Below are 18860 nucleotides of genomic sequence, written 5' to 3'. Positions count from 1 at the left end.
CGCGGAGGGAAAGCTGTAAATGCAATGGAAAACTCTGCTCGGACCACTCGCAAGCAAAACCTCGCCGCGCTCGCGCGCAGGCGGGGCGGGCCAGCGACGTGCCATGGGCGTTCTCCTTCGCGGCGTGCGTGTCGAGGTCAAGTATGCACGAAACCGACGCTTGTGGTTGTTCTGACATGCGGCGAGGGCCGGGCCCGGAGTGAGTGGTGGGCGCGTGCCAATAGTCTTCAACGAATGTCTTGCCTCGAGGCACGTGGCTCGCGCCTAGTCCCCAAGCACGAAGCGGTGGCCGAGGCCCGGTTCGGTGAGGAAGTAGCGCGGGGCGGAGGAATCCTCCTCGAGTTTCTGGCGGATCTGCGACATGTAGACGCGCACGTAGCCGGCCTCGTTCGTGTATTCGGGGCCCCACACGTTCTCGAGAAGTTCGTCCTTGCGCACGAGCTGATTGGGGTGGCTCACGAGGTAGCTCACGATGCCCCACTCGTGCGGGGTCAGGCGCGCCGGCGTGCCGTTGACGGTCGCGGTTTTTGCGGCGAGGTCGATCGTGAGGCGCCCGTCGGCGGTGGTCACGACGGGGGAGGGGGAGCCCGACGTTCGCCGCCTGAGGTTGGCGCGCAAACGCGCAAGGAGCTCCCCGAGCGCGAAGGGTTTGGTCACGTAGTCGTCGGCGCCGCGATCGAGCGCCTCGATTTTCGTGTGGGTTTCGTGGCGGGCGGTCACGACGATGATCGGGACGTCTGACCAGCCGCGGATTCCGTCGATGACGTCGAGGCCGCTCATGTGCGGCAGGCCGAGGTCGAGGAGGACGGCCTCGATCGGGTTGTCGGCGGCCATCACGAGCGCCTGCTCCCCGGTCGTTGCCGTGAGCACCTGGTATTTGCGGGCCGTGAGGTTCACGGTCATGGCCCTCGCCAGTGCCGGGTCGTCCTCGACGATGAGAATCATGACGCGCTCCCAACAGTGTTGTGTGCGGGGGTAGGTGCACTGTCGGCGGTGGCTGGGGTGATCGTGAGCGGCAGTGACAGCACCATTGTGAGCCCACCTCCTGGAGTGTCGTCGGCGGTGAGGGTGCCGCCCACGCCTTCCGCGAGCCCGCGTGCGACCGCGGCGCCGAGGCCCAGCCCGTGGCTGTTCGTCGTGTCACCGAACCGTGTGAAGGGCGTGAACAGGCGTGCCTTGCTCTCCTCGGTGAGGCCGGGTCCGTAATCGATCACGCGAATGAGGATACGCTCGCCGTCCTGTGTCGCGTCGATCGTGACCCCCGAGTCGGTGTGTTTGGCGGCGTTGCTGATGAGGTTCTCGAGCACGCGCTCCATGAGCGCCGCATCCGTCGTGATTGCCGGCAGTTCGCGCGGAACGCGCACCTCGAGCGAAGGCGGCACGAGGGAGGGGTCCATGTGGTGGAGGGTTTGGGCAACCAGCTCGGCGGGTCCGACGGTGACTGCCTTAACCTCGAGCTTATTCGTGTGGATGCGCGACATATCCAGGAGGTCCGCGACGATCCGATCTAGCCTGTCCGAGGACGATTCGATCGTGCGCAGAAGCTCCACCTGTGCGTCGCGGGGAAGATCAACGTCGTCGAGGAGGAGACCGGAGACGGCCGTTTTAATCGTCGCGAGCGGGGTGCGCAGGTCGTGCGAGACGGCCGTCAGAAGCGCCGTGCGCACGGCGTTCGCGGCCTCGAGCTGCCGGGCCTGCGTGCGGGCCCGGTTGAGCTGCGCCTGGGTCATGAGGCTCACGAGCCGGCCCGAATAGGCCTCGAGGAGCTGCTGCTCGCTCGACGTGAGCGGGCGGCCAACGAGGGCGAGAACGTGCTGGTCGTCGAGCGAAAAGGCTTCGTCGGCGAGCGTGACCGATTCGATCGGGATGCCTACTTTGTACTCGGGCACGAGCGCCGTGCCCTCGACGGTGGCGAGGGCGACGCCATCCTGGCCGAACGTCGTGGCGATCTGTTCAAGGATCTCCTGGATCCCGATGCCGTCGCGGATCACGGAGCGGGCAAGCTCTGTCATGAGCTGCGCGTGCCGGCGCGCCTCCTGGGACTCGCGCTGGCGGCGCACAGCGCCGTCGACAACCTGGGCGACGAGCACCGCGACGAGCACGAACACGATGAGCAGGAAGATGTTCTTCGGTTCAGTGATGGACAGCGTGTGCGTGGGCGCGGTGAAAAACCAGTTGAGCAAGAGCGCGCCACCGATGGCGGTCGCGAGGGCCGGCCACAGGCCACCCACGAGGGCGACGACGACGGAGGCGAGCACGAAACTCATGATCGCCGTGGACAGGTGTGCCGTGGGATCGCCGAGCGAGAGGTTCGCGAGGGTGACGACGATCGTCAGGATGGTCGCGAGTACCCAGCCCGTCGCGAGCCGCGCGGGGGAGAGGCTCGTGGGCGGCGCGGGAGCCGACCAGTGCGTGGCGGGCGGGTCCACGGCGACGATGTGCACGTCGATGTCGCCGGCACCGTCGATGATCGCGGCGCTCGTGGACCGCATGAGCAGCCGCTGCGCGAAGCCCTGACGCGACGCGCCCACGACGAGTTGGCTCGCATTCACGGTCGTGGCGAAATCGAGGAGCGTGCGCGGGACGTCATCGCCCGAAAGCACGTGCCACGAGCCGCCGAGAGATTCGGTAAGGGAGCGCGCCTCGCTCATCTGCTCGGGCGACATGCGCGGTGGGCCATCCGCCGCGAGGACGTGAACGACGAGGAGCTCGCGGCCGGCGATGCGCCCGGCGATGCGGCGGCCACGGCGAATGAGCGCGGCAGTCTTCGGGCCGCCGCCCACGGCCACGAGGATCCTCTCGCGCGCCGCCCACGGCTCCTTGATGCCCTCCTCGCTGCGGTACTTCTCGAGACCATCGTCGACCTGATCGGCGAGCCACAAAAGCGCGAGCTCGCGAAGCGCAGTGAGGTTCCCCTTGCGGAAGAACTTGCTGAGCGCCGCATCCACGGTCGCGGGCCCGTACACCTGCCCCTGCCGCAGCCGCACGCGCAGCGCATCGGGGCTCAGGTCGATCAGCTCGACCTCCTCCGCTTCGCGCAGGACCGGATCGGGAATCGTCTCGTTTTGCACGTGGCCCGTAATGTTCGTGACCACGTCGTTGAGGGACTCAAGGTGCTGAATGTTCACGGTCGAGATGACATTGATGCCCGCATCGAGCAAACGGTGAACATCCTGCCAGCGCTTCGCCGTCGTATCCTCGCCGTGCACGGTATGAGCGAGCTCGTCCACGAGAACGACGTCGGGCTTGCGCTCGATGATCGCCGGAACATTAAGTTCGTCATACGTCGAACCGCGATAGCTCACCCGCCGAGGCGGAATCACCGGCAGCCCCTCAAGCCTCGCGGCGGTCCCCGAACGCCCGTGGGTTTCAACGACGCCCACGACGACGTCCTCCCCGCCCTTCAGGCGGTCATGGGCCTCCTCGAGCATCGCGCAGGTTTTACCTACGCCGGGGGCAGCCCCCAGATACACCTTGAGTACACCGCGCACCGTGTTCATGTCAGTCCTTCGCCGCAAGCAGGTCGAGGTTCAGGTCATTGACGTTGACGACCTCTTCGCCTGCAAAGCCGAGGGTTCGCCCCTGGGTGTGCTTCTTGACGAGCTGTGCAACAGCTGACCGCGAAAGCCCCGAGTTCTTCGCCACTCGTTCGATCTGGATGCGAGCATACTCCGGGCTGATGTGTGGATCGAGACCGGAACTGCTCGCGGTCACCGCATCCGCGGGGACAACGGCCTCATCCACGCCGTTCTCGCGGGCGATAAGGGCGCGCTGCTCAGCGACCTGCGCGGTGATCTCCTCACCGACGGGGCTCAAGTTCGAGCCGCCCGAAGCCAAACCGTCGTAGTTGCCCGCCGACATCCGGGGGTGGAACAGAGCGGGGTCCTTCGACGTGTCCTGAGCGATCAGGGACGATCCAACGGTGCGGCCATCGAGGCTCATCATGGAACCGTCGGCATTGTGAGCGAACGCCCGGCCCGCGACCCACACGGCCGCCGGATAAAACAGGCCAAGCACAACGAGAAGGGCAAGAAGAACGCGCGTGGAGCGCCACACGGCGGAGACGAGTCCCGAGAGTGTCGAGTTCATGAGTTTTCCAATCGAGAGAAAAACGACAGTGGTGGTGGGGCCGAGCCGGAGAGGTCACGAGAAGCGGCGCCCTCGCGGCTCGGCCCTCATGGTTAGAGCCCGGGAATGATGCTCACGACAAGGTCGATGAGCTTGATCCCGATGAACGGAACGATGAATCCGCCAAGGCCATAGATGAGCAGGTTGCGGCCGAGGAGCTGGTTCGCAGAACCCGGCCGATACTTCACGCCCTTGAGTGCGAGAGGAATGAGCGCAACGATGATGAGCGCGTTGAAGATCACGGCCGAAAGGATCGCCGACTCGGGTGAACTCAGGCGCATGACGTTGAGCGCGTCGAGACCCGGGAAAACACTCACGAACATCGCGGGGACGATCGCGAAGTACTTCGCCACGTCGTTCGCAATCGAGAAGGTCGTGAGAGCACCGCGCGTAATGAGCAGTTGCTTGCCGATCTCCACAATCTCGATGAGCTTCGTCGGATCCGAATCGAGGTCCACCATGTTGCTGGCTTCCTTCGCGGCCTGCGTGCCGGTATTCATGGCCACGCCGACGTCGGCCTGCGCAAGCGCAGGGGCATCGTTCGTGCCATCACCCGTCATCGCGACCATGTTCCCACCGCGCTGCTCACTGCGAATGAGCGCGAGCTTGTCCTCGGGCTTCGCCCCCGCGAGATAGTCATCAACCCCGGCTTCCTTCGCGATCGCGCGAGCGGTCAGCTCGTTGTCACCGGTGATCATGACGGTGCGAATGCCCATCTTGCGAAGGTGCGCGAAGCGCTCCGTCATGCCTTCCTTGATGACGTCCTTGAGGTGCAGGCTCCCCAGAACGCGGCGCTCGCCGGCCTTTTCTTCGGCGACGACGAGGGCGGTGCCACCGTCGGAAGAAATCGCCCGTACGGCCTCATTGACATCCTCCGTGACGGCCCCGCCCTTCGCAGCGACCCACTTGAGAATCTCGGAGGCCGCACCCTTCACGATGGTGTGCTCCGGGGTGCGCTTCACACCGCTCATGCGGGTCTCCGCGCTGAACGGGATGAATTCAGCGTCCAGGTACTCGCTCTCGGGAATGGGGCCAACACCCATGGTCGTCGTTGCGAACTCCACGATTGAGCGGCCCTCAGGAGTCTCGTCCGCAAGTGAAGACAGGAGCGCGCCGTACGCGATTTCGTCATCGCTCACGCCGCTCGCGGGAATGAACGCGCTCGCCTGGCGATCACCCACCGTGATCGTGCCGGTCTTGTCCAACAGCAGAGTCGTCACGTCGCCAGCGGCCTCGACCGCGCGGCCCGACGTCGCCATGATGTTGCGGCGCATGAGCCTATCCATGCCGGCGATACCGATCGCCGAAAGGAGCGCGCCGATCGTCGTGGGGATAAGACACACGAGCAGGGCGATGAGAATCTCGATCGGCTGCTTCGCGCCCGCGTAATCGGCCATGGGGACGAGCGTCGCGACGACGAACAAGAAGATGAGCGTGAGCACCGAAAGGAACGCCGAAAGAGCGATCTCATTCGGGGTCTTCTGCCGCTGCGCACCCTCGACGAGGTCGATCATGCGGTCCACGAACGTGTTGCCCGGCTCCGAAGTGATGCGCACCTCGATCTCGTCCGAAAGGACGCGCGTGCCGCCCGTGACCGACGAACGGTCACCGCCGCTTTCGCGGATCACGGGAGCGGATTCGCCCGTAATCGCAGACTCATCGACCGTCGCGGCACCCTTGACGACGTCGCCATCGCCCGGGATCGTCTCGCCGGCACACACCACGACGATGTCGCCGGGGCGAAGATCCGCAGCGGGCACCTCCTCGATGCTTCCATCCTCGCGGCGCACGCGGCCCACGGCCGCTGTCTTCGCGGAACGGAGCGCATCGGCCTGCGCCTTACCTCGACCCTCGGCCACAGCCTCGGCGAGGTTCGCGAACACGACCGTGAGGAACAGCCAGATCGCGAGCGAGAACACGAACACGCTCGGCTTGAAAAAGCCCACGATGATCGTGATGAGCGCGCCCATCTCGACGATAAACATGACGGGCGTGCGCACCATGTGCGCGGGGTTCAACTTGCGCAGCGCCTGCGGGAGCGCCTTGGCAAGTGCGCGCGGCGTGAAGCCTGATCCGGAATTCGCGGTCTTCTCCTCGTGAGGCTGCGAAGACACGCGGTCGGTCACCTGTACCTGAGTCATTTCATGAGTCCTTCAGCAAGTGGTCCAAGAGCGAGCGTCGGAAGGAAGGACAGGCCGGTCACGATGAGCGCGATGCCGGCCATGACGCCTGCAAAGAGAGGTGTGTGAGTGCGCAGGGTGCCGCGGTTAGTCGCGACAACCTCCTTGGCGGCGAGCTTGCCCGCGAGCGCCACCACGAACAGCATCGGCAGGAAGCGGCCAAGCAGCATGGCGAGACCGAGCGCCACGTTGAAGAACGGCGTGTTCGCATTGAGACCCGCGAAGGCGGAACCGTTGTTGTTGGACGCCGACGTGAACGCGTACAGCACCTCGCTGAAGCCGTGGGGGCCGCCGTTGGCGAGCGACGCCGCCGTCGACGGCAGGGCGATGGCGACCGCCGAGCCCACGAGCACGAGCACGGGCACGACGAGGATGTACAGGCTCAGAAGCTTGACCTCGGTCGGGCCGATGCGTTTGCCCATGTAGACGGGCGTGCGGCCCACCATGAGCCCGCTGATGAACACGCTCATGATCGCGATGACGAGCATGCCGTACAGGCCGGAACCGACGCCGCCCGGCGCAATTTCACCGAGAAGCATGTTGAAGATCAACAAACTGCCGGAGATCGGTTCGTAAGACGAATGCATCGAGTCCACGGCGCCCGTTGAGGTGAGCGTCGTCGCGGTCGCAAACAAGCTCGAACCGACGATCCCGAAGCGCGCCTCCTTGCCTTCCATCGCGGCGAGGTGATCGCCCGCGAAGTGAAGCTGGAGGGCGGTCGTGGCGGCCAGCGAACCGATCGCGAGAACAGCCATCGCGCCGAGAACAGCCCAGCCCTGACGCTTGTCGCCCACCATGATTCCGTAGGTGCGGGGGAGGGCGAACGGGATAAGCAGGATCAGGAAGATCTCGATGAGGTTCGTGAGACCGTTCGGATTCTCGAACGGGTGCGCGGAGTTCGCGTTGAAGAAACCGCCACCGTTCGTGCCGAGCTCCTTGATCGCTTCCTGGCTCGCGACGGGCCCGCCGGGAATGATCTGTGTTCCACCGGTGAGAGTGTGCACGTGCTGGGCCGCGTTGAAGTTCTGGATGGCGCCGCCGGCGATCAGGAGGATCGCGCCGATGAACGCGATCGGCAGAAGGATGCGGAAGTTACAGCGCACGAGGTCAACCCAGAAGTTGCCGAGCTTATCCGTGTCATGGCGGGCAATACCGCGAATGATCACGATAGCCACGCAGATTCCGACGGCGGCCGAAATGAAGTTCTGGAACGACATGCCCAACATCTGCGTGAGATGGGACATCGTCGTTTCACCGCCGTACGACTGCCAGTTCGTGTTGGTCACGAACGAGGTTGCCGTGTTCCACGCCTGCGTCTCTTCGACAGGGCCGAGGCCGTGTGCCATGGGCAGCCACTGCTGAACACGCTGCAGGATGTAGAGGCCGAGCACACTCAGGAGGGAGACGGCGAGAATGTTGCGAAGGTAAATTCGCCACGAGTGCTCGCGGTCTGTTCGGATCCCCGCGAAGCGGTACACGAGCCGCTCCGGCCACAGGTGGCGCTCAGAGGTAAAGGTGCGCGCCATGTACGCGCCGAGCGGTCGATGCACCGCGACGAGTGCCGCGATGAGAACGAGGATTTGAACGAACGCCATGACTACCCGAACCTTTCCGGTCGAATGAGTGCATAGGTCACGTACACGATTGCGGCTGCGCAGATGAGCAGCCAGGCGATATCGAGGATGGTCACAGCAGGCTCACCGCCGATGCGAGGCCCAGGCATCCTCCGAAGAACACGGTCGTCAATACGACAAACACAATGTCGAGCACGGTATGGCTCCTGAATGGTGCTGCCGGAAACCCTCCGGCGTGGCGGATCCGCAACCGGGGTACCCGGTGTGCGAAGTCGCTCGGTTGAGCGGCACTGCTATCGAACGTCGAGGTCGCCCAGGCCCGAATGAAAACTGACGCGTTCTTGACGCGGCGCCGATTTTTCCTGACACATTCTTGACACCGCCTGGTCAGGGCTCACATTTTTGACCTGTTTCTCGCCGTGCGCATGCGTGAGGTGCGCCCCGCGAACTTGGAGGCGGGGCGCGGGCCCGCTATGCTGTTGTAGTTCGAGTAACAGGGGCCTTTAGCTCAGTTGGCAGAGCATCGGACTTTTAATCCGCGGGTCGCGGGTTCGATCCCCGCAGGGCCCACTCGACATGTGAACGGGCGGCTTGGTCATCATGACCGGGCCGCCCGTTTTCTGTGCCCGCCAGGTCGTGGTCGCCCGTTTTGAGCCGTCGTCCGCGCCCCGCTCTTCCTGTCTCTGTTTATGAAGAATCTGTCTCATCCCGGCCCTGCCGCTGCTTGGGTTGGCTGGTTTCTTCATAAAGAGCAACCGGGCCTGGGCTGCTGTAGTTCTTCTTGCCCCTCGCTGCGCAAGCTCAAGCCGGTGTACCTTTATCACTGCAGCCAGCAACAATGTCGCCTGCAACGCCCCGCCCACCTGCCCGCGCGATCACTGTGAAGGAGCCCTGCCGTGCCACTCGTTGATTCCTTCCTCGTGCGAGACGGCCGCGCGGTAGCCCCGAGCGCACACCGGGAGCGTATGTGCGAGTCGGCGCACGAGTTATGGGGCGCCGAGGTGGCCCCGGGCGCGATCGACGACGCCGTCACGGCGCTCTACGAACAAGCCGCGCACGCACTCGGGGGAGAGTCAGACCTGTTCTTCCCAAAACTCACCCTCGAGCATGTTGGCGGCGAGCTCAGCTACACCTTTGATCCGCGTTCCATCGCGGAGGAGCGCCTGGAGACCAACGCGCACCTGATCGCCTATCCCGGCAGCGATGAGCGCACCCACCCGCGCCTCAAGGGCCCCGATTTCGCCTGGCAGGAACGGGTGCGCGCGTGGGCCGTGAACAACGGCGCGAGCGACGCCCTTCTGCGCACACGCTCAGCGGAGGTGAGCAGCGCCGGAAAGCCCGACGGCACCTCGCACCCCCTCGCCCCTCAAATCCACTACAGCGAAACCGCATACGGGAGCGTCGTCCTGTGGACGAACGGCGTGCTCGTCACGAGCATCGATACCGACCGCCTGCCGAGCGTCACCGAACGCCTGATCGTGAAGATCGCGTGCGAGCGCGGCCACGAAACCCTCGCGGCGCCCCTCACCAAGCAGCGCCTTCTCGAGGCCGACGCCGTATGGCTGCTCAGTTCTCTGCACGGGGTGCGCGAGGCAACCGTCGGACTCACGGACCTGCCCGCCCCGCACATTGCCGACACCTACGCCCCTCCCCGCGGCCCCTTCGCTCCCGCTGCGCGGGACTTCCAGGCCGCGCTGTGGGAGCGCGCCGAACCGATCGGGGAGCTTGCCGCATGAGCGTGCTGATCATCGACAACCACGACTCGTTCACGTTCAACATCGCGCACCTCGTCGCCGAAGCCTCGGGCGAGATGCCGCAGGTGGTGCTCGCGAGCGGGCCACGCCCGAGCCTCGATGGCATTAGCCACGTGATCATCGGCCCGGGCCCCGGAACACCGCACAACCCCGGTGACCTCGGTTGCTCCCCGGACGTTTATCGAGAAGCACTCGAACGGGGCATCCCCGTGCTCGGTATTTGCCTTGGCCTGCAGCTCATGGCCGTCGCCCACGGCGGGCGCGTGGACCGTGCGCCCACCCCCATGCACGGTCTCGAGGATGAGGTGCATTTCGCCGACACAGTGGCAAACGATCCGGTGTTCGCGCGCCTGCCGAAAGTGCTGCGGGTCGTGCGCTACCACTCTCTCGCGATCGACGATTGCCCGCCTGAACTGGAAGTTCTTGGTACTACCGCCGACGGCGTCATCCAAGCAGCACGCTTGCGCGGGCGCAACGCGTGGGGCGTGCAATTCCACCCTGAGTCGATTCGCACCGAAGGCGGATTCGACCTCATGCGCGCCTTTCTCGCCGTCGGCGGCGGGGCCGCACCATGTCCTCGCCCCACGACCGCGCAGTGTGAAAACAGTGCAGGGGCGGGCTCGGCCCGGCCCTCGGCGGTGGGCTCCGACGTTGGCGCGGCGAGCGTCGGCCCAGAGTTTTCAGCGCCGACGCTCGCCTCCGCACCCGATTCAGCGCCCGCGACCCACACGTTGCTGCTCGGCAGCGAGGTGACGTTGACGAATGTTTTCACAGAGGCTGAAGCGCTTTACCGCAACCTTTTTTCAGCGCACGAACGGGCGGTGTGGCTCGACTCGGCAAGCGAGGATCACCGTTCGCGCTTCTCGATCATGGGCGCGTGCGATGGCCCAGGGGCGCACCTTTTCGAGTATCGAGTTCCGGAGGACGAACGCGTCGAGGGCGTTCCCGCAAAGGACGGGTTCTTCAGCGCGATGCGGATGAGGCTGAACGCGGTGCGGCTCGATGAAGAGGGGCGGCGCGCGTCGCAGGCCCTTGGCGGCTTCGCCCTCGGATACGTGGGCTACCTCGGCTACGGGCTCGGTGCCGAAACCCTCGGGCTCGAGCGAGAGTCTCGCGAGGACATGGAACCCGATGCTCACCTGGTGTTTCTCACGCGCGCACTCGTGATCGACCATGATCGCGGCACGGCGAGGGCCGTGGCGCTCGCGGAGCTCGACGCCGATGCGGATCATCCCGGAACGATGGGGGAACAGCATTCGTGGATCGTTGAAACGACTCGGAATCTGGTCAGCGTGCTCACGGGGGCGGGAGAAGCGCACGGGGAAGATCAGGGCGGTGAGGCGGAAGCTGGCGTCGGACCCTCACCCGCGTCCACCTACCGGCACACCGTGGCGGAATACGCGAAATTGATTGACCGCTGCCAGGAACTCATTAACGAAGGCGAAAGCTACGAGCTGTGCCTCACGAACGAGGCGCAGGTGCCGGGGAAGTACGACCCCCTCGACGTGTACGCGCAGCTGCGCCGCGTGGCGCGCGTTCCCTACGGAGCGTTTCTTCAGTGTGGAAAGTGGAGCGTCGCGAGCGCGTCGCCCGAGAGGTTTCTCGAGGTGAGCGCCGCAGGTGAGGTTGAATCGCGCCCGATCAAGGGAACGGCACCGCGCTCCGCAGATCCGGAGGAGGATGCGAGACTGCGCGCCGAGCTCGCCGCAAGCCGCAAAGACCGAGCCGAAAACCTCATGATCGTCGACCTCGTGCGGCACGACCTCTCGCGCGTGTGCGAGGCTGGCAGCGTGAAGGTGCCGCACATCTACCAGGTGGAGTCCTTCCCAACGGTGCACCAGATGATCTCCACCATTACCGGCAGGCTCGCGCCCGGCCGCACCGCCCTCGACGCCATCGAGGCGGCCTTCCCCGGCGGCTCGATGACAGGTGCGCCGAAACTTCGCACGGTGCAGCTTCTTCGCGACTTGGAGGGAGGGCCGCGTGGCGTCTACTCCGGCGCGATCGGGTGGATCTCGCCGAACGGGGCGGCATCGCTCAGCATTGTGATCCGCACGGCGGTGCTCGATGAGGCCGGCGCTCGCTTCGGCGTTGGCGGTGCGATCACGCGCCTGAGCGATGCCGGCGCCGAGATCGAGGAAACATTCACGAAGGCCCGCACGGTGAGGGCTGCCCTCGGCTGAGCGCTGCGACCTATCGGCTGAGCGCTGCGACCTAGGAGACGTGGCTTCGGGCGCGCCGGCTGAGGTGTTGCGGGTGGGGGCTGCGCCGCGGTCCAAGGCTGAGCCGTCGCGATCTAAGGCTGTGCCGGTGTCTCGCGTCGCGATCTGAAGCTTTTCCGTCGCGGATGGTGAAGAAAGTGCGGGGTTGCTGGCTTGGGTGGGGGTGTGGAGGCCAGTTTCTTTATGGAGAGCGACGGCAATGGGGCTAGCTACGGGAATCTGGGGTGGGCCCGAGGCGAAGGAAAGGCGCGGCCGAAGCCACGCCTTTCCAATTGCTCACTGCAGTGGTGCTGTGCGGTGCAGCGATGCTGCTATGTTCAGCGGTGATGCAGTGTGCAGCGCTTAGGCCGCAGCAGGTCCCTCAGCAGTGGTCGGCGAAGCAGCGTTCTCGGCGGTGGCGACTTCCTCGTCGTCATCGTCGCTGACCTTGCCGCCCGAGAGGCGATCCACGATCGCCGCGATCGCACCGTCGCCCGTGACGTTCGTGGCGGTGCCGAACGAGTCGAGCGCCACGTAGAGGGCCACCATGAGGCCCACCTGCGATTCATTGAACGCGAGCTGCTCCGCGAGAAGCGCCGAAGCCGTCACGATCGCGCCGCCGGGCACGCCGGGAGCAGCGATCATCGACACGCCGAGCATTGCCACGAAGCCGAGTAGGCTCGCGAAACTGTAGTCGCCGTGGGTGGTCCACAGGATCGCGAAGGCGAACAGGGTGATCTTCACGGTCGAGCCGGCGAGGTGGATCGTGGCGCACAGCGGAATCACGAAGTTGGCTACGGGCTTCGACACGCCGGCATCCTCAGCGCAGCGAGTCGTCACGGGAATCGTCGCGGCACTCGAGCTTGTGCCAAGCGCGGTGGCGTAGGCGGGAAGCATCTTGCCGAGCATGACCAACGGGTTCCTGCCCTTGGCAACACCGGCCGCAGTGAATTGAAGAACGAGCATGATCGCCGTGAGCACGAAGGCGAGCACCACGATCGGGAGCATCTTCATGATGATGTCCCACACTTCTTTCTTCGCCGTCATGTTTTCGAAAATGGCGAAAATGTAGAGCGGCAGAAGCGGCACGATGATCTTCGAAATCGTGGTGTTCACGATCTTGCGCAGCTCGAGGAAACCCTCGTGAATGGTGGCGGCGCGCACAGCCACGATGCCAAGGCCGATCACGAAGCTCGTAATGAGTGCCGTCATCACGCCAAAGATGGGATCCATGGCGATCTCGAAGAATGGCTCGAAGCTCGTTTCTGGCTCGCTTACCCCGCCGAGTTTCGTGCTCTCCCCGAGGAGCGTGGGGAAGGTGAGGTAGCCGGCGGCGATTGCGTAGGTGCCAGCGACGAGCGTCGAGGCGTACGCGAGCGCAGCAGTCACCCCGAGCCACTTGCCAGCGCCTTTACCGAATTCGGAAATGGCGGGCGTAATCAGGCCGATGATGATGAGCGGAATGATGAAGCTCAGGAAGTTGCCGAAAAGCTTCGAAAACGTTGCCGTCCCCCGCGACAGCCAGTCCGGCGCAACAAGCCCCACGAGAATGCCAAGCACAATCGCGATGACGATCTTCGTCAGCAGTGAATTCAGGATCTTTTTCATCAAGACTCCATTGTCAGCGTTAGGCGCGCGGTTCCGCGGCCTCCAAGCACTATAGGCCTCTGCGGGACTTTTCGCACACTCGCGGTGTTTCGCGGGGGTTAAAATCCGGCGGGCACATCGGCGTAGGTATATCCGACGGTTGCCGCGTTCACAGCGCCGCTCGATAGTTCCGCCGTAGCCCGCTCCAGGTCAGGAGCAGCGTCCACGCGGTGGATGAGGCGCAGGGTGAGCCCGTGCGCGGTGTAATCGGCTCCGCCGATGCTCACGCCTTCGGCGCTGTCTGCCCATGCGCGGATCGATGCCTCGAATGTCCCCGCGAGGTCGTAGCCGACGCTCAGGTCCGTGACCTGGCGAACGACGCGCTCGCGCACGAGCTTCTTTGCGCTTGCGGCATCGAGGGCGTCGGTCACGGCGCTGCCGTAGGCACGTACGAGGCCGCCTGCGCCGAGCTTGATCCCGCCGAAATAGCGCGTGACAACGGCGAGGATGTTCGTCATGTGCCGCCCTCTAAGGGCCTGCGCCATGGGCATCCCGGCCGTGGAGCTTGGCTCGCCGTCGTCGTTGGAGCGCTGTAGGTGTACCGGTGTGCCGAGCGTGAGGGCCGTGCAGTGGTGACGCGCGTTCGGGTGGAGCGCGCGGCGTTCGCGGATCAGATGGTCGGCTTCCTCGACGGTTTCGACGGGCGCGAGGTAGGCGAGGAATCGGGATTTCGTGATCACGAGTTCATTCTCGATAGGGGCCGTGAGCAGCAGCATTCGCTCGCTGGCTTCTGGCATAGTGTCGAGAATTTCGCGCATGGTGGACATTGTTTCACGGTCTCGAAGCTCGCGGCGGGCGGCCCGTATCCTTGAGACCATGAGCGCCCCAGAACATTTCGATATCGCCCTCATCGGCTCCGGTTCAGGCAACTCCTTCCCGGGCCCCGAATTCGCCGACAAATCCATCGTCTATATCGATCGTGGCGTGGGACCCGCGCACATCTTCGGCGGGACCTGCCTCAACGTCGGGTGCATTCCCACGAAGATGTTCGTCCACACGGCCACCGTCGCTGAAAACGCGAAAGAGGAGCACGCGGAGAAGTTCGGGGTCGACTCGAGGCTGGGCGGCGTCGGATTCCCGGCGGTGCGCGAGCGGATTTTCAACCGGATTGACCCGATCTCCCACGGGGGTGAGGAGTACCGCGCCTCCCACCCGGACAACGCTAACCTCACGCTCATTCGCGGTACGGCGCGGTTTACGGGCCCTAAACGCCTCGCGGTCGAGACCGACGGCGGAACGCGCGACATTACCGCCGATACTGTCCTTCTTGCCGCCGGCTCGCGTCCCGCGATTCCCGGTATTCCCGGGCTCAAAGAGGCGAAACCGCTCACGAGCGACACGATCATGCGGCTTGAGGAGCTTCCCGAGTCAATCGCGATCCTCGGCTCGGGCGTGATCGCCCTCGAGTTTGCGCACATTCTCGACGCTTTCGGCGTGGACGTGCACCTCATCGCTCGTTCCGGAACTCTTCTTCGCGCCTTCGATGAGGACATCGCGCACCGCATCACCGAGGTCGCTTCCGCGCGTTATCACGTGCACCTCAATGCCTCGACCACTCGGGTGCGGCGCACAGCAAACGGGGTCGAGATTGACCTGGAACCGTCGGACCCCACAGGCGAGGTGGCCCGAACCCTCACCGTCGCCGACATTCTCGTGGCGACCGGCCGCACGCCCAACAGTGACCTCCTGGAAGCCGCGGCCGGGGGCATCGGCGTCGATGATGGCGGCCGTGTCATGGTCGATGCCTACCAGCGAGCCCTCGACCCGAGCGGCCAGGTGCTCGACGGGGTCTACTCGATCGGCGACCTCAGTTCGCCGGCGCAACTCAAGCACGTCGCGAACTACGAGCTGAAGGTTGCGCGCCACAACATCCTCCACCCGCACGATTTGCGCCGAAGCGACGACATGCCGATCCCCGCCGCTGTCTTTACCGACCCGCACATTGCGCAGGTGGGCATGACCGAGCGCGAGGCGCGCGAGTGGGCAGAAACGACCGGGCGGGAGATCCGGGTGGCACGCCAGGAATTTGCCGACGTCGCCTACGGGTGGGCGATGGAGCTCGAGGCACCGGGTGACTTCGTGAAGATCGTCGCCGAGGCTGAGACCGGGAGGATCCTCGGTGCGCACATCATCGGCCCCGAGGCTGCGACGCTCATTCAAGTGCCTATCCAGGCGATGAGCTTCGGCCTGAACGCGCGCGACGTCGCGACCAAGCAGTACTGGATTCACCCCGCCATGCCCGAAGTTATCGAAAACGCCCTGCTGCAGCTCGCCTAAGCGAGCCGCACCAGGGCGCTATTCGCGGTGAGGGGTTAGCCCATCGGGTCTTCGTTGCCCGGCATGCACGGTGCGAGCGGGTCCTGATTGACCGTCGGGGTCTTGGTCTCGCCCGAGTCTGTCGAGTCACCGTCGTTCGAGTCGCCATCGGTGGTCGGCTCAAGCGGAAGAACGATCCGGATCCGCTGCGGCGCCGAATTGCGAGCACCAGCACCCGAGGGCGTGCCACCCGCGGCGCCGCTTGAGGGCTTGCCGCTCACGGGCACCTCGCCGTAGCCGACCATCGAATCGGCAATCGACGCCTGCACCCACTTCTTGATGTACGGGTAGTCGGGGTTGCCCGAATGCGTCACGGTCGGGTTGATCGGGTACGACTTGAAGCCACCCTTTTGGATGCGCTGCGCAAGGTCCGCAAACGCCTCGACCTGGCTGCGCGGGATGTCCGTCTCGATATTGCGTTCGGTCGCACCGATCAGCTTCGGGATATTGAGCGCGAGCGAGGACACGTTCGCTTCTTCCGCGACGGTACGCACGATGCGCTGCTGGCGGCAGTTGCGGTCGAAGTCGCTCGAGCCGTGGCGCGAGCGGGCGTACCACAGGGCGTGGAAGCCATCGAGGTGCTGCCAGCCCTTCTTGACGTAACCCTCGACCTTCGACGCGCCGCCGCCGATCGGGATGTCACGCTCCACTTCGATATCGACGCCGCCGATCGCATCGACGAGGTCGGCGAAGCCCTGGAGGTTCACCATCGCGTAGTAGTCGACCTTGAGGCCAAGCGTTTCCTCGACGGCCATTGTGGTCGCAGTCAGACCCGGGTTGTTGTCGCCCGGGAATAGATCGGGCCGCACGCCCTCGGCCCACGACCAGACCGCGTTAATGAGGTTCTGGTCCTTGCCGAAATACGTGAAGCCGTCCGGGAACTCTTCCGCAGGAGCCGAACCCTTCGGGAAGCGCACGTACTGAAGGTTGCGAGGGATCGAGAAGAGCGCCGTGCGGCCCGTCTTCGTGTCGATCGAGGCGACCATGATGGTGTCGGGGCGAGTGCCCGTGCGGTCGGGACCGGCATCCTGGCCGAGCAGCATGATGTTGACGCGTTCGCGGTTCGCCCACGGATCGACGCCGGGGGCGAGCTTGTGTTTGTCCGAGCCCGCAAAAACCTTCGAGTTACCAAGCAGCGCTTGGGTGGCGTAGAGGCTATGGGCGGTGTACACACCCGGAATTGCTACGACGAGTGCAAGCATGTAGGCGAGGGACCGCGACGCAGTGCGGGCGGGCCCGCGCAGCTTCTCGCGCACGTTGTGTAGCTGGTTCGTGAAGAAAATCGTCGAGACCCACGCGAGAGTGCCCACGATCACGGCGATGAGTGCGGCGATCACAACGGGGCGGCGCGTGCCGTAGTGGAACACGAGGGTGGCTGGATCACCAAACGCAAGGAGCGCGGCGCCGGCCCCCACGATGAGCACGGCGAGCACCATGAGCGCGATACCGAGCTTGCGCCACATTGTGGGAATGAGGCCGAATCCGGGGAACACGCTGCCGCTTGTCGTCCACACCGACGCTCGCGCGAGCGAGCCTTCCTCAAGACTCGTTCGACGGCCAATGCCGATGCTCGTGGGTGCGCCCGTGGGAATCGAATCGTCATCGTCGCGCGCAGCAGCGCCCTCGTGGCCGCGTGGGCGCACGTTCGGAAGCGGCTCGGTGCGCATCACGCCCTCGGGAAGTGGAGTCACGGCCGCGCCCTCGGCGAGGCGGGCAACAGTCCCAGGCTTCTCCGTTTCGGTGGCGGTTCCGACGGCTGCCTCAGCCCTCGTGCTGCCGGGCTTCGGGAATTGAGAAGCTTGCCTGCGGGAGAGGTCGAAACCATGCTCCCGCTGCGCCGCCTCATGGCGTTCCCGGGCGTTTTTTTGTGCGATCGAATCGGCCTTGGTGGGCCTCACGTATCGATGTCGACCCGCGCTGCGCTTGGGCAGTGTGGGTTCGGACGATTCTGGCACGGTCATGCCCGTCAGTTTACGGCGCGAAATATCTATTTCGTGGTTGCGGCGTGTGATTTGCGTGGAGATTCCGGGGAGGTTCCAGAGGGTGGGGCGTTTAGACTGAGGCCATGACAACTTTGGTTATTGGTGGTGCAGGTTACATTGGCGCACACGTTGTGCAGCTTCTTCTCGAGCGCGGCGAGTCCGTCGCCGTTGTCGATGATCTCTCGACTGGCTTTCGCAACCGCATCGGCGATGCTCCGCTCATTGAGCAGGACGTCACCGCCGATGGCGCCGTTGAGGTTCTCGAGCGCGAGATGCGCGAGCGCGGGGTGAAGGCCGTGATCCATTTCGCTGCCCACAAGCAGGTGGGCGAATCCGTCGAAAAGCCCGAAATGTACTGGCACGACAACATCGGCGGCCTCGCCAACGTGCTCGAAGCAGCGGCGCGTGCAGGCGTCCGCGACTTCGTTTTTAGCTCCTCCGCGGCCGTGTACGGCACGCCCGATGTTGACCTCGTCGATGAGGAACTCGAGTGCCGACCCATCAACCCCTACGGCGCGACCAAGTACGTGGGCGAATGGATGCTTGCCGACGCCGAGCGCGCTCACGGCATGCGCACCGTCGCCCTGCGCTACTTCAACGTAGCCGGCGCCGGTTCCCCAGAGCTCGCTGACAGTCTCGTCATGAACCTCGTGCCGATCGTGCTCGACACCCTCGAATGCGGGAAGAACCCGAAGGTTTTTGGTAACGATTACGACACCCCCGACGGCACCTGCATCCGCGACTACGTCCACGTCGAGGATCTCGCCGACGCGCACGTCGCCGCCCTCGGCTACCTCGAAAACGACGAGCGCGAATACCGCGTATTCAACGTCGGCACCGGAAAGGGCTCGAGCGTTCTCGAAGTAATTGACGCTATCGGCCGCGCCAAGGGCATCGAGATCACGCCCGAGATTGCCCCGCGCCGCGCTGGCGACCCGGCCCGACTCGTGTGTTCGACCGAGCGCATCGAGAAGGCACTTGGCTGGAAGAGCTCGAAGGACCTCGACGACATTGTGCGTTCGGCGGTCGAGGCGACGACCTGCCACTGAGCCGGCTGATTGCTGATTGTTGAGGGCGG

Annotated in this window: 13 protein-coding genes and 1 tRNA gene; 5 read left to right on the top strand and 9 right to left on the bottom strand. The window is 64.8% G+C overall.

The window, feature by feature from the left end:
* Window positions 1-264: 264 nt before the first annotated feature.
* From HMPREF1484_RS00865 to HMPREF1484_RS11100, 6 genes are all read right to left on the bottom strand, one after another.
* Window positions 265-945 carry a response regulator gene (locus tag HMPREF1484_RS00865; RefSeq protein WP_016663120.1) on the bottom strand — a complete coding sequence of 227 codons (681 nt, stop codon included), beginning with the start codon at window positions 943-945 and terminating at the stop codon, window positions 265-267.
* A complete protein-coding gene (locus HMPREF1484_RS00860) occupies window positions 942-3500 on the bottom strand; it encodes a DUF4118 domain-containing protein (RefSeq protein WP_016663119.1) in 2559 nt (852 codons plus the stop codon). The genes HMPREF1484_RS00865 and HMPREF1484_RS00860 overlap by 4 nt, the downstream gene beginning before the upstream one ends.
* A 1-nt stretch (window position 3501) precedes the next feature.
* Window positions 3502-4089 carry a potassium-transporting ATPase subunit C gene (locus HMPREF1484_RS00855; protein ID WP_016663118.1) on the bottom strand — a complete coding sequence of 196 codons (588 nt, stop codon included), beginning with the start codon at window positions 4087-4089 and terminating at the stop codon, window positions 3502-3504.
* A gap of 92 nt (window positions 4090-4181) precedes the next feature.
* Window positions 4182-6269: a potassium-transporting ATPase subunit KdpB gene (gene kdpB, locus HMPREF1484_RS00850; protein WP_016663117.1), complete on the bottom strand. Its 2088-nt coding sequence runs from the start codon at window positions 6267-6269 to the stop codon at window positions 4182-4184.
* Window positions 6266-7903, bottom strand: a complete 1638-nt coding sequence (gene kdpA, locus HMPREF1484_RS00845; RefSeq protein WP_016663116.1) for a potassium-transporting ATPase subunit KdpA — start codon at window positions 7901-7903, stop codon at window positions 6266-6268. The genes kdpB and kdpA overlap by 4 nt, the downstream gene beginning before the upstream one ends.
* A 2-nt stretch (window positions 7904-7905) precedes the next feature.
* Entirely contained in the window at window positions 7906-8031 is a 126-nt protein-coding gene (locus HMPREF1484_RS11100; protein WP_082628504.1) for a potassium-transporting ATPase subunit F, read from the bottom strand.
* 348 nt (window positions 8032-8379) lie between these two features.
* On the opposite strand from HMPREF1484_RS11100, the gene HMPREF1484_RS00840 reads away from it, so the two are divergent.
* The 3 genes from HMPREF1484_RS00840 to pabB all read left to right on the top strand — a co-directional run bounded on the left by HMPREF1484_RS00840 (window position 8380) and on the right by pabB (window position 11819).
* A tRNA-Lys gene (locus HMPREF1484_RS00840) sits at window positions 8380-8452 on the top strand.
* Window positions 8453-8778: 326 nt separating this feature from the next.
* Window positions 8779-9618 carry an aminotransferase class IV gene (locus tag HMPREF1484_RS10705; RefSeq protein WP_016663115.1) on the top strand — a complete coding sequence of 280 codons (840 nt, stop codon included), beginning with the start codon at window positions 8779-8781 and terminating at the stop codon, window positions 9616-9618.
* Complete coding sequence (pabB, locus tag HMPREF1484_RS00830) at window positions 9615-11819, top strand: aminodeoxychorismate synthase component I (protein WP_016663114.1); 2205 nt, start codon at window positions 9615-9617, stop codon at window positions 11817-11819. Before HMPREF1484_RS10705 ends, pabB begins: the two co-directional genes overlap by 4 nt.
* A gap of 381 nt (window positions 11820-12200) precedes the next feature.
* Here the strand turns inward: pabB and HMPREF1484_RS00825 are convergent, their stop codons facing one another.
* Window positions 12201-13445, bottom strand: a complete 1245-nt coding sequence (locus HMPREF1484_RS00825) for a dicarboxylate/amino acid:cation symporter (protein WP_016663113.1) — start codon at window positions 13443-13445, stop codon at window positions 12201-12203.
* A gap of 98 nt (window positions 13446-13543) precedes the next feature.
* On the bottom strand, window positions 13544-14251 hold the full coding sequence (locus HMPREF1484_RS00820) for a YigZ family protein (protein WP_016663112.1): 708 nt from the start codon (window positions 14249-14251) through the stop codon (window positions 13544-13546).
* 49 nt (window positions 14252-14300) lie between these two features.
* On the opposite strand from HMPREF1484_RS00820, the gene HMPREF1484_RS00815 reads away from it, so the two are divergent.
* On the top strand, window positions 14301-15761 hold the full coding sequence (locus HMPREF1484_RS00815) for a mycothione reductase (RefSeq protein ID WP_016663111.1): 1461 nt from the start codon (window positions 14301-14303) through the stop codon (window positions 15759-15761).
* Between the two features lie 35 nt (window positions 15762-15796).
* Here HMPREF1484_RS00815 and HMPREF1484_RS00810 read toward each other — a convergent pair whose 3' ends face one another.
* Window positions 15797-17761: an LCP family protein gene (locus HMPREF1484_RS00810; protein WP_051120589.1), complete on the bottom strand. Its 1965-nt coding sequence runs from the start codon at window positions 17759-17761 to the stop codon at window positions 15797-15799.
* A gap of 104 nt (window positions 17762-17865) precedes the next feature.
* Between HMPREF1484_RS00810 and galE the strand changes: the two genes are divergently transcribed.
* Window positions 17866-18831, top strand: coding sequence for a UDP-glucose 4-epimerase GalE (gene galE, locus HMPREF1484_RS00805; RefSeq protein ID WP_016663109.1), 966 nt, complete (start codon window positions 17866-17868; stop codon window positions 18829-18831).
* The last annotated feature ends 29 nt before the right edge of the window (window positions 18832-18860 follow it).

It is taken from the genome of Dermabacter sp. HFH0086, from assembly GCF_000413375.1.
GTDB classification, from domain to species: domain Bacteria; phylum Actinomycetota; class Actinomycetes; order Actinomycetales; family Dermabacteraceae; genus Dermabacter; species Dermabacter hominis.
The sequence above is the reverse complement of the archived record's forward strand: the minus strand, read 5'-3'. Positions and strand labels throughout refer to the sequence as shown.